Consider the following 13,985-nt stretch of genomic DNA (forward strand, 5'->3'; position numbering starts at 1 on the left):
CCGCGTTGGTGGCTAATTCTCAATAGCGCTCCTTACAATTTACGTCACAGTAATATAACCCATTAAACCCGTTTTCATGTGTTCAATCACGTGACAGTGAAACATCCAGCGGCCAGGGTTATCGGCAACGAAGGCGATGCGGGCGCGTTCGTTCTTCTCCAGCAGTATGGTGTCACTCTGATAGGGGGTTACCTTACGTTTATTAGAAGACAATACAGTAAAAATCAACCCGTGTAGATGAATAGGATGAGCGTGCGGCGTGGCGTTGTGCAGCTCGGCGATATAGCTTTTGCCAAGGCTCAGTGTCGCCAGCGGTTCGGGAAGGCTATGGTGGCCGTGCGAACCCCAGGCGCGGCGGTTGATTAGCCAAAAGCTATGGTCGGCCTTTCCATCTTGGTCAAGCGGCGACAGCGCGCCCTGCCACTCAAAGACAAAGCGCAGTAACTCGGCCTGTTCAAGTTTGGGTATCGCAATCGGATTGGGCGGCAAACTCGTCACGGTGTTTGTCTGCGGTGTTGGCGGTTTACTGTCTACCGTGCGCAGGCGGCAGAGCTCGACACCAAAGCGGCCTTTTTGATCGTAAAGAATGAGTTCAACACCGGGCTCCGGGGCGACAAAACCGAGATCCATGCGCATGCCTGCACCCAATGGGGTTAATTCAAAGGGACGGTGGGGGATCACGGGGCTGCCATCCAGGGCGAGAATGCGCGGCGAATTTCCATCCAGGCGTGGCCGGTAAACCCGCGTGTTGTCCATATTCAGTACGCGCAGGCGCGTCGCCTGGTTGGCGGGAATATCAATGGTGGGTTGCTGTCGGCCATTCACCGTGTTGACGGTGCCGAGTGTGCCATCGCGGAAGGCTTCTCTGGGAATGGAGAGCGGCAGGTAATCGCCATTCTTATCCAGTCGCCAATCTTTCAGGCCGATAATCACCTCGTGGTAGGGTTGCGGTTCCCGCTCTTCGACGATCAATACCCCGACCATCCCCATGCCCAGTTGACGAATGGAATTGATATGGGGGTGATACCAAAAGGTGCCCGCATCTGGGCAAACAAAATCGTAGAGGAAGCTCTCGCCGGACTGAACCGGCGCCTGACTCAGCACCGGTACGCCGTCCATCGCGTTGTCAATGCGGATACCATGCCAGTGAATGGTGCTGGCTTCGTCCAGGTGGTTTTCGAAGCGCAGGCGCAGCCTCTCACCCTGGCGAACACGAATGGTCGGTGCGGGGAATTGCCCGTTAAAGCCCAGTATCTCGCTCTGTTTGCCAGGTACTAAGGTCGCGCTACCTCGCTCTGCGCGCAGCACGTAATCGTAGCGCTCGCTATTGTCACTGTCGCCGCCTGGCGGCGTGGCCATCGCCAGACTAAAACGCGGCAGGCAAGTCAGTGCCGCGCCGCTCAAACCGTGTTTAACAAATTGGCGTCGTTTCATAGCGTCTCTGTGGCTAGCCGAGGGTATTAGCCAGATGTGGTGGGATCAGGCTTAAATGATTGTCCCAACGCAGGCCCGGTAGGTAGGCCAGTGGTGACAGCTGGTCTTCACCGGCGCGGGCAGCCATTAGCTGCCCGGAGCTGCTGCTTACAATGAACTGTTTGTTGGCGGCGTCATACACCGCGCCAGCGCAATCCCGCAAGCGCCAACTGTGCAGCAGGCGGCGCTGGGGTATGGACCACAGCCCCAGCTGATTGTCGCGGGGGAAGCTGCAAAGCACATTTTGCTGATCGTCGGTGGCGACGCTGGCGACATAGTCGTTGCGCATGGCCAGCTCGGTGTTGATATCCAGTGCAAGCATCTCGCCACCCAACCGATGGTGGTAGATGAGTGGCTTGGCGGAGGGGGTCGTTCCCTGGTATTGCCCGCCCACCACAACATCGCCGTTAGTATTGACATCCAAATGGCGCAAGCTCAGCTGGGCGTCGGGGGAGGGGGTGAATGTGACGACGCGCTGCTCCGCCAAATTCACGTAGCTCAAACCGGGTTCAAGCGCTCCGGGGTTGAGGGTGTTACGACCACTCGCTGGCAGCGTTTTAATGCCGCCCACCGCCACCACGATGTGCTTGCCATCGGGCATCAAGGCGAGTTCGTGAGGGCCGATGCCGCCGCAATCCATGTGGTTAATCAATCGGTACTGGTCGTAGCAATCGTAGACGCCAATAACGCCGCGACCGTCGCCCGTAACGTGGTTTTCTGTGGTGTAAAGGTAGCGCCCATCGCCGCTTACACAGCCGTGACCGTAAAAATGGTAGCCCTCGGCGGCGTTGATCTTATGGCGAAGCTTGCCGGTTTTAAGGTCGACAACATAAATGTGGGTGCCGGGGCGGCGGGCGAAAAATAGCGCTTCTGCTCGCTCATTGTGTACACAGCTGTCGTGGCCGCGCTCGTCACCGGGGAGCGTGAAAGCCCAGTGATCACCGTGCATTGCCCCCAGTATCGGTTGGCCCTCGGCATTGTTTGCCGCGCTGCACACCGGGCTGTAGTTGGCCTGCGCTGGGGCGGATGTGAACTGCCAAAGTGCTGCAGCTACGGGTAAACCCAGTGCACCAGCGATCAGGGTGCGGCGTTGCATACTAGTCTCCGTCGGCGCCGTTAAAACTCAGGGTGATACCCAGAGCATCCGGCAGGGCATTTTTTAGCAAGTCGAGTAATTGCTGTACCTCAGTATAAAGTGCGAGCAACTGAGGTTTTTGCGCTGGATCAGTCGCGGCCGAGAAAAGGTCACCCTCAACGGCCTGCGCAGCGACAATGGTTTTTTCAAAGGTGCTGGTAATTTGCTCTGCTAGCTCACTGTGCTGATGCTGCCGCAGGTAGTCGTCGATCCCGTATAGTTCATCAGCCAAATAAAGGCGCTGCAACGCATTGAGGTTGCCAATAATGGCTTCGCGAGAGAAGCGGCTACGCCACCACTCAAGCAGGTACACCTGGCTTAGGCCCCGGCTGTTGGCAAAGCCCAGAGGCCGCTCAAGCTTATCGCGTTTTATCAATTCGGCACCGGCAACCAATGATTCCAAAAGCGCTGCAATGGCCTGTTGGCGGTCGGGATAAACCGGGTTTTTAGGGCCGGGCTGCGCAAAGGTGCCAAGGTAGTTTCCGTGATCGGGCAGCCAGGCTTCGTGCAGTGTTTTGCTTAACGTTTTCTGATGCTCGGCGATAGCGCTCAGCACTTGACAACGCAACGGGGTAGTTTGATAACGATTAAGTTGAGCCGCTTTTTCATCGAACAGTAAGTACTCCAGCGCACTTAAGCCTTGTACCACTACGCTCGCGTCGGCGATCGTGTTGGCGGTGAAGGACGCGGCGTCGGCATGCTCGGTGATCAGGCCTTCAAGCTTGCGAGCGACCAGGTTTTTGCGATCGGGCCAAAACTGGATCTGCCAGCTTAGATTGTCTTCCATCAAGGGGCCGAAGCTTTTTACTTGCAGCCCCGACCACGCTACGGCGCTGTGGCGCCAATGTTCTCGGGCCGCTTGTAGCCCAGCGTCGTCAGGCGATTTACAAAATGCCTGGGTGGCCTGAGAAAGCTGCTTTGCCGCCAGAGCAAAATCCCGGTGAGCGGGCAGCAAGCTGGTTTGCGCGGTGTCTTCAAGCAGCTGTTGTTCGGGGGGCGGGGTGCAGGCAGCGAGCAGACTGAAACAGGGCAGCAACAGCCACTTCCGGCAGTGTTGTATCAGGGTCGCTGGCGTAGACATTTACAATTCCTTTAAAAATTCGATAAGACGGGCCTGCTGTGCTTGCGATAAGGCGTTGAAACGCTGTCTCGCGGCGCGGGCTTCGCCGCCGTGCCAGGCAATCGCCTCGCGAATACTGTTCGCGCGGCCGTCGTGGAGCAGTCGGGTATTGTCCGCCTCTGCGCTGCGGATGCCAAGCCCCCACAGTGGCGCAGTGCGCCATTCTTCGGGGCGCGCCGCGCCCTCGGCGACGCCGTCATTCAGGCCGTCGCCCATATCGTGAAGCAGCAAATCGCTGTAGGGATAAATCGTGCCGCTGGCGGTGACTAATGTTGGACGGTGGCAGCTTGCGCAACCGATTTCTGCAAAGGTTCTGGCGGCGGGGCCATGGTGGTCAGCTCTGCTGCCGGGGATCGCTAAGTTGGCAATGTAGTGTTCAACCGCGCCGAGAAGCTTCGGGCTGATCTCGCTGCCATCGGGCTGGTCGGCGCCAGAGGCGCGCTCACAGCGGGCGCGAACAGCCATTCTGTCGTTCTCAGAAGCGGCCGCGCTAATTTGGTCGCAGCGGGTGGCGCGACGTATTGCGCTGTCGATGCCCATGTCCTCAGCAAAGGCCTGGGCAATTTGCTCGCGCAGCGAGGCTTGGGAAGCTTTCCAGCCAAAGCGGCCAAGCTGCCCGTTATCCAGTGTGGCCGCTCGGCCGGAAATACCGTCATTGTCGCGGTCATCAACATCTTCCCAGGCCAGGATCTGGGCACCATCAACGGCGTCGAGCTTGCCCAAACCGATCAGCATGGGGGCCAAGCGTGCCGAGGCTGAAAGCTGCCGATACTCGGCGATAAGGTATTGCCGATGGGGGCGCGTCGCGCGGTGGGATACTCGCCAGGCAATTCGACCTTCCGCTGTGAAACCGGGCAGGGCGCGGTCTTGCAGTTGGCTGCCAAACAGGCTGTCTTTCGGTAGCCTCAATACCGTTCCAAGACCTTTTGTGGGAAGTTGGCCCTGGCCGTTGCCTGGGTGGCAGCCAGCGCAGCTTCGCGCATTAAATAGCGGGCCAAGGCCATCGCGTGCGGTTGTGGTTGCCGGCGACGACACCCACGGGCGGTGGGCAAAGCTCCGGCCCACAGCCCAGTCGAGTTGCTGCTGCGGGCTCAGTTCGGGCGCCGGTCGCTCAAGGGCCGATGTGCCCCAGCTCGATAGTGGTATCAGTGCCAGGGCGACAAGGGCGAAAAGGCGGTTGCGTGGCAAGGCGTCAAATCGCGTTGGGGTTAATGCCGAGGCTCGCTGCGGCGTCTTCAATGGCGCGGGTTTGGTTTGTCAGGGCTTGCAGAATACTGCCGAGTAGGTTGCGACCCTGAGCATTGCCTGGGGCGATCAGCATATCGAATTTTTGTGGGCGCTCCGGGTGCTCGGCCACTTGCGTTAGCAATTGCAGGCGCGCCATGGTGGTGCTCAGGGCGGCCGTTAGCGCTCTATCAGCCTGTGCTGACGATGCAGCAACCGCTTGGCTCAGCGACGGGCCGCGAACCCAGCTGCCATCAATGCGCTGGTACTCGCCTTTATACACATTGCTGATGCCCAGGCCGTTGTAGTAGTGGGACCAGTGCGTATTGTCACTAAAGCAGTCGTGCTCGTCTTCCGTTGAGTTGGCTTCCAGGGCCACTTTGATACGCTCGCCGCCAAGCTCCCCCAAGCTCAGTGAGCCAATGCCATAGAAGATGCGCGCCAGTGCCTGTTCGGTGGGCAGAGCCAGTAATTCACGGCGGTAATTGTCGCCCTCGGCAGCCCATTGCCGGGTCATGTAGGCGAGGTCGCTAACCAGCAATTGTGTCGCGGCCAGCAAATATTGCGCGCGGCGCTCGCAGTGCCCGTTTGTGCAGGCTTCACCCTTACTGAAGTCGGTGTATGGGCGCTCGCCCGCACCGGCTTGATGGCCGTTAAGGTCTTGCCCCCAAAGCAGGAATTCAATCGCGTGGTAGCCGCTGGTCACGTTGGCGGCATTGCCAGCCAGCTCATGTAAGTCCTGTAATAACGCCGGGGTGATCGTGGTGGCGTCTATGGTGCTACCGCCGAGCGCAATATTGGGGTTGGCGATGATATTCATGTCGGCGGCGATATTGCCCAGGCTCGCGGCGTAGCTTTGGTCAACGTAATCAATCAAGCCCTCATCCAGCGGCCAGCTATTGAGCTGCCCCTCCCAGTCGTCAACCACTGGGTTGCCAAAACGAAAGGCCTCACTTTGCTGGTAGGGGATGCGCGCGGCGATCCAGGCCTGGCGCGCCGCCACTAAGGTTTTTTCTGATGGCTCGGCGAGCAGGGCCTCAACACGACTTTGCAACGTTTGCGCTGTCGTTTCTGCATCTTCGAACACCGCGTGTGCCAAATTGGTGTAGTGCGTCACGATAGCGCGGCGGTTGTCCGGCGCGGCTTGCGCAACGCCAAACTGGCACAGCAAGAGCAGTGTTAGCACATACTTAGTCATGAAGAGTCCTCAAGTTGGCGACGGTAAAGCAGCCGGATATTTTGCGCTAATTGAAAATGATTCGCAATTGTAATTCCTCGGGTCCGAGCGATCCGCCGGTTCAGCCCTATGCTAGACTTGGCGTTTTTTTTGCGGAGTGACCTCAATGGCGTACCTTCCCCGTCGATCGGTGTTATACATGCCTGGCGCGAATACCCGCGCCCTGGAAAAGGCGCGAAGCCTCGACGCCGATGTATTGATCCTCGATCTTGAAGATGCCGTTGCCCCGTCGCAAAAGGTACAGGCCCGCCAGCACATTCTGGATGCGCTCGCCGAAGGTGGCTACGGTCACCGCGAATTGGTGGTGCGCGTTAACGGCTTTGATACCCCCTGGGGCCGAGAAGAAATTGCCGCCTTTGCTCACGCGCCGATCTCCGCCCTGTGCTTGCCGAAAGTGGAATCCGCCGCAGAAGTGCAGGCCTCAGTGCAGCTACTTGTTCAGGAACAAGCGCCGGAGACGCTCAAGCTTTGGGCAATGGCAGAAACGCCCAGAGGCGTATTGGCCATCGACGAGATAGCGGGCAGCCATTCGCGGCTTGAGGCTATCGTGATGGGCACCTCGGACCTGGCCAAGGAGCTTCGCGTACCGCACACTCCGGACCGGTTGGGCCTGCAGGCATCGCTTAGCCAATGCGTGCTGGCGGCGCGCGCCCACGGTTTGGATGTGCTCGATGGCGTGCACCTTAACCTCGACGATGAGGCGGGCTTTGTGCAAGCCTGTGAGCAGGGCGTGCAATTGGGCTTCGATGGCAAAACGCTGATCCACCCGAAACAGATCGCCGCGGCTAACGAGGCGTTTGGCCCGTCTGATCAACAATTAGCGCAGGCGAAAAAAATTCACCAAGCCTGGGTAGAGGCCGAGGCCCAGGGGTTGGGCGTGGTTGTTGTGGATGGCCGTCTGGTGGAGTCGCTGCATGTTGATGAAGCGCTGCGAATTCTTGCCATCGGAGAAGCGCTGGCGGCGCGTTAGGTCCTCATTGCTGTTGCGGTCGTGGCAGTCTCGCGTGGCTGCTGCTTTCGCAGCTGAATGATTTCCAGCATTCGCTCGTCTACCCAGCTGTCGAGCCGCCAGTTTTTTACAAAGCCGCAATGCCCGCCGTAGCGGGGCGTTTCGATGCTTAATCCGTTGACGCCACGCAGCCGTTCAAAGTCCTCGGCGATAATCATGGGGTCATCCTGGGCCGCGATGATGTGGGCGGGGCCGCAGAGAGAACTAAGAAGGTCTGCGCTTAAGGCGTAGGCGCGAAAATACTCGTCGGGTTCGTTAAACGGCGTGTGGTTGGGGACAAAATAATCGTTAAAGTCCCTCAGCCGTTTCATGCCGTGCAGTTGCTCAGAAAAGTTCAGCTCGGGGTAGAGTGCCAGTTTCTTTTTCAGCGAGCGCTTCCACTTGCGCACAAAATATTGCTCGTACACCCACCAGCCCTGCTCAATGGCCGCCATGGTTTTTACCGGGTCGACAACGGGGCATACCGCGATGGTTTGGTGAATGTGAATGCCCGCCTCGGTGGCCGCGGCGGCAAGTCGCAGGGCAAAGTTACCGCCCAGTGAAAAGCCGGCGAGAAACTGCCAGTCGTGTGGGTAATTATTTTGTATGGCGCGCAATGCGCCGAGCACCTCTTCAAGCAGGGTGGAGTTGAATAACTCTCGGTTTAAATGGTGGCTTGGGCCGTGGTCGCGCAGATTCAATCGAAACACATCATAGCCAGCGCGATAGAAGGCACTGGCGGCAGAGAGCAAATAGGTTGACCGGGAGCTGCCTTCCCAGCCGTGAATCAGCGTGATTAACCCGCGACTGCGGCCCTGCTGCTGGCGGCTGTATTCGCCCAGTAGCTGACTACCATTCCCGCAGTCGAGAATCACCGACTTACTGGCGCGTCGCAGTTGGCGAACTTTGGGTATGAGCCGTAGTTTACGCGGTGCGGTCGAGGCCAGCAGCGATTGCACGTGGGGGTTCTGCAGTAGCGAGGGTGGGGCAAATTCACTGGTGTGAGACATTGTTGAAACTACTCGATTTTTGCTAAGCCGAATGGACGATAGGCCGTGCTGGTTTGGAGCTGCGACTATAGGCGGCTACTGGTGTAGCGCATGGACGCACACTCTGTGTTTCCAATAAATAATAAAGCAGTATGACACGGGAGATACTCATGACAAAAATTCTTGGCCGCCGTTCCCTTCTGGCAACCGCAGTCTGCGGTCTAGTGTCGACAGGTGCTATTGCTAATGACCTTGCACTTGAGGAGGTATTGGTAACCGCAGAGAAACGCGAGAGCTCGCTTCAGGATACCCCCATCTCGCTATTGGCATTTTCCAATGAGCGCCTGGACCGTTTCGGCATTACCGATCTGGCCGACGTGGCCGGTTTAGCGCCAAACGTCACCATCACCCCTTTTCCTAACAGCCGCAGCTCCCTGGTTATTTTCATGCGCGGCGTGGGTAACAACGACAGCCAAACCACCCAGGATGCCGCCGTCGGTGTCTATATTGACGGCGTGTATGTGGCGCGCAGCATCGGCTTGGGCAGCGATGTTGCCGACCTGGAGCGCATTGAAGTACTGCGTGGGCCTCAAGGCACGCTGTACGGCCGCAATACCACGGGCGGTGCCATTAACCTGATTACAGCAAAACCCGCTGACGAATTCGGCGTTAGCCAAAAAGTGAGTGTGGGCAACCGCGATTACTGGCAGTCACTCACCAAGATTGAAAGCGGCAAGGTTGGCCAATTCGCCGGTAAATTCACCTACATGGAATCGGCCCACGACGGCTGGGTGAAGAACACCGGTAGCGGTGACAACTTCGGCGCTGAAGACAAAAAAGCGGGCCGCATCGCGGTGCGTTGGGACGCCAGCGAAAGCGTCACCGTTGACTACGCCTACGACTTCTCAGAAATTGAAGGCCCTCAGCAGTACTACCAGCCTACCGAGTCATTTGTCCCCGGTTTGTACCCCAATGCCAGCGATCAGCGCTCGGAAACAGGCTCGTGGTCTGGCGGCGTTAAACCCAGTAATACCGATATTTCAGGCCACAGCCTGACCGTCACCTGGGACACCGCTGTGGGTACCCTGAAGTCGATCACCGGCTACCGTGAACTGGAAGAGAGCATTGAACAGAACTACGGCGGCGGTGCGCCTGGCTTTGCTGTAAGCGTGGATATCGACCAGGACCAGTTCTCGCAAGAGTTCCAGCTGGTTGGTGATGCCGGAGCGAATATTCGCTACGTGGCGGGCCTGTACTACTTCGAAGAAGACGGCCTGGAAGAAGAGTTTGATACTGCGCCAACTCCTGTGCCTCCGTTTACGATTGCAACTGTCGAAGATCGCACCATTAAGTCTGACGCCAAGGCCTATGCCGCCTATGGGCAGATCACCTGGTCGCCTGAAGCGCTGGAGCAGCGCTTAGACGTTACTCTTGGCGGTCGCTACACCGTGGATAAGCGCTCGGCCACCAAAGAGAGCAGCGTGTACTTTGTTGGCGGCGAGCAGGCGGGCAGCGATGAGTGGAGCAACTTCAACCCAAGCTTGACTCTGGATTACGCCTGGAGCGATGACCTGAGCACCTTCGCCAAAGTCGTTACCGCCTACAAAGCGGGTGGCTACAATGTGCGCAGTACGGAAGCCGGCTTCCAGCCACCCTTCGATGAAGAGAACATGACCTCTTTCGAACTGGGTATGAAGTCGAGCTGGCTGAACAATCGCATCACCGCCAATGCCTCGGTATTCCACGCCGAATATGAAGACATGCAGCTTCAGCAGGTGACCAACAATGCCACCATCTTCCTCACCGACGTGTACAACGTGGGTGAAGCTGAAATCGATGGTTTGGAGCTGGACGTGATGGCTGTGCTGGTGCCCGGCTTAACCATGCAGCTGTCCTACGGTTATACCGATGCAGACTTTGTCGACTATCGAGATCAGCGAACTACCGTTACTGATCCTGTGACCCCTGGGGCAACGATCCCGAATCCAAATTTTGGGAAGAACATTGCCGACCAAGCGGAAATGCCCTACGCACCAGAGCACAATTACACCATTGGCTTGGAGTATCAGCGTGCGGTAGGCACCGGGGCCAACACCTCAATGCTGACCGCATCGCTGGACTACAGCTGGACTGATGAGCGTTATGGCACCGCCTTTAACGACGATATCGAAGGCTATTTCCTGGATGACTATGGCGTCGTCAACGGCCGCATTGCCTTGTCTGGTATGTCTATCGGCTCTACCGAGCTGGAAGTTGCCTTCTGGGGACGCAACCTCGACGACGAGGAATACAAAGTTCACTCCATTAGTTTGGGAGCGTATCAGTCTGCCTACTTCGGCGAGCCGAAAAGCTACGGTGTTGATGTAAAACTGAGCTTCTAAGCCACTCAACCGTTGTATCGAAACGCCGCCAGCAATGGCGGCGATTTTATTTGGGGAATATATGTATAGAAAAACCATAATGCCGTTCTCCGGCGCTCGTTCATTGCTGCCACTTGCGATGGGGTGTGGTTTGATTGCCGGCGCCCATGCTGAAAATCTCGCACTAGAAGAAATTTTAGTCACCGCAGAGAAGCGTGAAAGCTCACTTCAAGACACGCCGATCTCACTGCTGGCGTTTTCCAATGAGCGCTTGGAGCGTTTCGGGATTACCGATCTCGCCGATGTTGCTGGCTTGGCGCCCAACGTCACCATCACCCCTTTCCCCAATAGCCGCAGCTCGCTGGTGGTATTTATGCGCGGCGTTGGAAACAACGACAGCCAAACAACGCAAGACCCGGCAGTAGGGGTCTATATCGACGGCGTCTACGTGGCGCGCAGTGTCGGCTTAAGCAGTGACGTTGCCGACCTGGAGCGAATTGAAGTGCTGCGTGGCCCCCAGGGCACCTTGTACGGTCGCAATACCACTGGCGGTGCCATCAACTTGATTACCGCCAAACCCAGCGACGAGTTTGGGTTTAGTCAAAAAGTCGGTGCGGGCAACCGCGGCTTTTGGCAGTCACTCACCAAAATAGAGTCAGGCAAGGTTGGGCCCGTTGCGGGCAAACTTAGCTACCTTAAATCCGGGCACGATGGCTGGGTAGAAAATACCGGCGAGGGCGATAACTTTGGTGAAGAACGCAAAGAGGCTGGGCGTGTAGCCCTGCGTTGGGATGTTAGCGACAGCATTACCGTTGATTACGCCTACGACTTTTCAGAAATTGAAGGCCCGCAACACTACTATCAAAAAACGGTAACCCTCGACCCGGTGTTATCGACTCTTTTCCAACTGGATTCGCCCGCTAGTGAGGGCCGCCAGAGTAAGGCTTCCTGGTGGCGCAAGGCCGACCCCAGTCGCACGGAAATCTCCGGCCACTCCCTTACCGTCACCTGGGACACCGCCATTGGCCAGTTAAAGTCGATTACCGGTTATCGCGAATTGGAAGAGAGCATCACCCAAGACTACGGTGCGGGTGACAAGTTCTTTGAAGCGAACGTCGACATTGAACAAGATCAATTCTCGCAAGAAATTCAGTTGGTCGGCGATGCCGGTGAAAGCTGGCGCTATGTGGCTGGCCTTTACTACTTTGAAGAAGAGTCCTACGAGGCGGAATTTAACCGCGGTATTGGCCTGGTGCCCGGTTCCTATGAGCCGAACGAGGACCGCCAAATTGCCTCAGAAGCGGAGGCCTCAGCGGTTTATGGACAGGTTACTTGGTCGCCCGAAGCACTGGCGCACCGTTTGGACGTAACGCTGGGTGGGCGCTACACCGTTGATAAGCGTGCCGCGACCAAGGACAGCTCCATCTACTTCTCCAATGGTGAGCAGTCGGGCAGTGACGAATGGAGCAACTTTAATCCAAGCCTCACGCTGGACTACGCTTGGACAGACCAGCTGAGCACCTTTGCAAAGGTTGTTACCGCCTATAAAGCGGGTGGCTATAACGTTCGCAGCACGGAGGAAGGTTTTCAGCCGCCCTTCGACGAAGAGAATATGACCTCCTATGAAATCGGCCTAAAATCTAGCTGGTTCGATAACCGCATGACCCTGAACGCGGCGGCTTTCCACGCCGAGTATGAAGACCTGCAAACCCAGCAAATTACCGACAACAGCACCATTTTCCTCACCGACGTTTACAACGTGGGCGAGGCCGAAATTGACGGTTTCGAAATGGACCTGATGGCGGTGCTGGCGCGCGGTTTAACCCTGCAAATTTCCTACGGCTATACCGACGCTGACTTTATTGAATATCTGGATCAGCGCGAGACCGTTGCCAGCCCGATTCCCGGTCAGAACATGGCTAACCCCGACTTCGGTAAAAACGTCGCCGACCGCACAGAGATGCCCTATGCGCCCGAGCACAACTACACCGTTGGGCTTGAATATCAGCGCCCGCTGAGCGGCGGCAATATCCAAGGCGGCGCGATGCTAACGGCTTCTGTTGACTATGCGTGGACCGATGAACGCTTCGGCACCGCCTTCAATGACGATATGGAAGGTTTCAAAATGGATGACTACGGCATCGTCAATGCGCGACTGGCCCTGTCAGACATCGCGGTGGGCGAGGGTGATCTGGAGATCGCTGTTTGGGGGCGCAACCTCGATGACGAGGAATATAAGGTTCATGCCATCAGCCTGGGGCTCTATCGTTCCGCTATTTTTGGCGAGCCAAGAAGTTACGGCCTCGATCTAAAACTGAGCTTTTAAACTATTAAAAAAGATGGGTGCTGCCCACAAGGACAGCGCTTTTGGGGAAGTGAATATGTCATACGGAAAGTTAGCGCTGGAAGCCAGTCGTAAATCAGGCGAATACGTGGCGGCGGGTAACCGCGAGGCATGGCTGGCATTGTTTGCCGACGATGCCGTCGTACAAGACCCAGTCGGCGTCTCCCCACTCGACCCAACGGGGCAGGGGCACAAAGGCAAGGAGGCGATCGCCGCATTTTGGGATATGATCATTGCCCCAGGCAGTATCGATTTTACTATCCTGAGCTCTCATCCTGCTGGCGACGAATGTGCCAACGTTGTTCATATGGAAAATACCATGCCCGGCGATATGAAAATTATCGTGGATATGGTGGTGGTCTACACCGCCAATGCCGAGGGTAAAATCACCTCGTTGAAAGCCTACTGGGACTACGATGCGGTCATGGCGCAGATGGCATAGCGACCACTGCCGCGCAGCATCGTTATTCATTACTCATCGCTTGTAAGGATGCTGAGCCAGCTTATGTGTGAAGAACCTGCCGGTTTTATTTGTCCGCGCTGTGGTCACCCTCACGACCCGGATGCCATTAACCCCGAGGGGTTTACCTGTTGGGAATGCCCCAAGTGTGCGACGGAAATGCGTATACATATTACGCCGGATCGGGCTCGGCGGCAGCGTTATGAGGGGGGTGGGAAAGAGGACAGTTAAGCGGCTTCATACAAGCAATACCTGTTTATCTATCTTGGCTCCCTTTTGATGCCCTGCGACGGCGTTGAGGGGAGGGCGGTGTTGCCCGACCTGTAGATACCCTGTTCAGACGCAAGCATTTTTCGCATGGCAATCACTAAAAAGCAGCGAGGAATCGAACGGAGTATCCGTCTTAATACAGGCCCACAGGCCTGTCAGATACTTACGCATTACAGCCACAAGAGCCTGTAACTTGGTTTTCCCGCGGGCCACCAGGGCCTCGTAAAATGCCTTGGCATTCGGATCAAAGCGCACGGCTGACATGGCAGGCATATACAACGCAGAGCGTATGTACACATTCCCCGCTTTACTGATCCGTGAGGCCTGATGAACGCTGCTTCCGGATTGGTGCAGGCGTATATCCAGTCCTGCATGACGGCTGACC

11 protein-coding genes are annotated in these 13,985 nt (G+C 57.0%); 4 read left to right on the plus strand and 7 right to left on the minus strand.

The genetic code is table 11. The features are described from left to right. Positions 1-39: 39 nt before the first annotated feature. From H573_RS0107490 to H573_RS0107510, 5 genes are read right to left on the minus strand one after another with little or no spacing between them, the layout of a single operon-like run. Positions 40-1,434: a multicopper oxidase family protein gene (locus H573_RS0107490; protein ID WP_027873729.1), complete on the minus strand. Its 1,395-nt coding sequence runs from the start codon at positions 1,432-1,434 to the stop codon at positions 40-42. Positions 1,435-1,447: 13 nt separating this feature from the next. Then, positions 1,448-2,569 (minus strand): DUF1513 domain-containing protein, encoded by a 1,122-nt coding sequence (locus H573_RS17430; RefSeq protein WP_051171095.1) that lies wholly within the window; start codon positions 2,567-2,569, stop codon positions 1,448-1,450. A gap of 1 nt (position 2,570) precedes the next feature. Continuing rightward, positions 2,571-3,689 (minus strand): imelysin family protein, encoded by a 1,119-nt coding sequence (locus tag H573_RS0107500; protein ID WP_027873730.1) that lies wholly within the window; start codon positions 3,687-3,689, stop codon positions 2,571-2,573. Then, positions 3,690-4,967 (minus strand): di-heme oxidoredictase family protein, encoded by a 1,278-nt coding sequence (locus H573_RS17435; RefSeq protein ID WP_084497975.1) that lies wholly within the window; start codon positions 4,965-4,967, stop codon positions 3,690-3,692. Then, positions 4,921-6,150, minus strand: coding sequence for an imelysin family protein (locus tag H573_RS0107510; RefSeq protein WP_027873731.1), 1,230 nt, complete (start codon positions 6,148-6,150; stop codon positions 4,921-4,923). Before H573_RS0107510 ends, H573_RS17435 begins: the two co-directional genes overlap by 47 nt. Positions 6,151-6,295: 145 nt before the next feature. On the opposite strand from H573_RS0107510, the gene H573_RS0107515 reads away from it, so the two are divergent. Continuing rightward, a complete protein-coding gene (locus tag H573_RS0107515) occupies positions 6,296-7,159 on the plus strand; it encodes an HpcH/HpaI aldolase/citrate lyase family protein (RefSeq protein ID WP_027873732.1) in 864 nt (287 codons plus the stop codon). Here the strand turns inward: H573_RS0107515 and H573_RS17440 are convergent. Continuing rightward, positions 7,156-8,187: a YheT family hydrolase gene (locus tag H573_RS17440; protein WP_051171097.1), complete on the minus strand. Its 1,032-nt coding sequence runs from the start codon at positions 8,185-8,187 to the stop codon at positions 7,156-7,158. The two genes, H573_RS0107515 and H573_RS17440, sit on opposite strands and share 4 nt — an antisense overlap. A 149-nt stretch (positions 8,188-8,336) precedes the next feature. Between H573_RS17440 and H573_RS0107525 the strand changes: the two genes are divergently transcribed. The 3 genes from H573_RS0107525 to H573_RS0107535 all read left to right on the plus strand — a co-directional run bounded on the left by H573_RS0107525 (position 8,337) and on the right by H573_RS0107535 (position 13,312). Beyond that, positions 8,337-10,547, plus strand: coding sequence for a TonB-dependent receptor (locus H573_RS0107525; protein ID WP_027873733.1), 2,211 nt, complete (start codon positions 8,337-8,339; stop codon positions 10,545-10,547). Positions 10,548-10,608: 61 nt separating this feature from the next. Further along, a complete protein-coding gene (locus H573_RS17445; RefSeq protein WP_161624247.1) occupies positions 10,609-12,852 on the plus strand; it encodes a TonB-dependent receptor in 2,244 nt (747 codons plus the stop codon). 55 nt (positions 12,853-12,907) lie between these two features. Continuing rightward, the gene (locus H573_RS0107535; protein ID WP_027873734.1) at positions 12,908-13,312 is read left to right on the plus strand and encodes a nuclear transport factor 2 family protein; all 405 of its coding nucleotides are present in this window, start codon (positions 12,908-12,910) and stop codon (positions 13,310-13,312) included. A 354-nt stretch (positions 13,313-13,666) separates the two neighbouring features. Here the strand turns inward: H573_RS0107535 and H573_RS19875 are convergent. Then, positions 13,667-13,985, minus strand: a 319-nt coding sequence (locus H573_RS19875; RefSeq protein WP_027873735.1) for an IS110 family transposase, incomplete at its 5' end; no start/stop codon positions are given.

Origin of the sequence: Neomelitea salexigens DSM 19753 (assembly GCF_000422345.1) — a bacterium.
GTDB classification, from domain to species: Bacteria; Pseudomonadota; Gammaproteobacteria; order Pseudomonadales; family Spongiibacteraceae; genus Spongiibacter; species Spongiibacter marinus_A.

Coding starts and splice junctions, on each gene's coding strand:
- H573_RS0107490 (WP_027873729.1), bottom strand. CDS start 1,434: ATGAAACGACGCCAATTTGTTAAACACGGTTTGAGCGGCGCGGCACTG.
- H573_RS17430 (WP_051171095.1), bottom strand. CDS start 2,569: ATGCAACGCCGCACCCTGATCGCTGGTGCACTGGGTTTACCCGTAGCT.
- H573_RS0107500 (WP_027873730.1), bottom strand. CDS start 3,689: ATGTCTACGCCAGCGACCCTGATACAACACTGCCGGAAGTGGCTGTTG.
- H573_RS0107510 (WP_027873731.1), bottom strand. CDS start 6,150: ATGACTAAGTATGTGCTAACACTGCTCTTGCTGTGCCAGTTTGGCGTT.
- H573_RS0107515 (WP_027873732.1), top strand. CDS start 6,296: ATGGCGTACCTTCCCCGTCGATCGGTGTTATACATGCCTGGCGCGAAT.
- H573_RS17440 (WP_051171097.1), bottom strand. CDS start 8,187: ATGTCTCACACCAGTGAATTTGCCCCACCCTCGCTACTGCAGAACCCC.
- H573_RS0107525 (WP_027873733.1), top strand. CDS start 8,337: ATGACAAAAATTCTTGGCCGCCGTTCCCTTCTGGCAACCGCAGTCTGC.
- H573_RS17445 (WP_161624247.1), top strand. CDS start 10,609: ATGTATAGAAAAACCATAATGCCGTTCTCCGGCGCTCGTTCATTGCTG.
- H573_RS0107535 (WP_027873734.1), top strand. CDS start 12,908: ATGTCATACGGAAAGTTAGCGCTGGAAGCCAGTCGTAAATCAGGCGAA.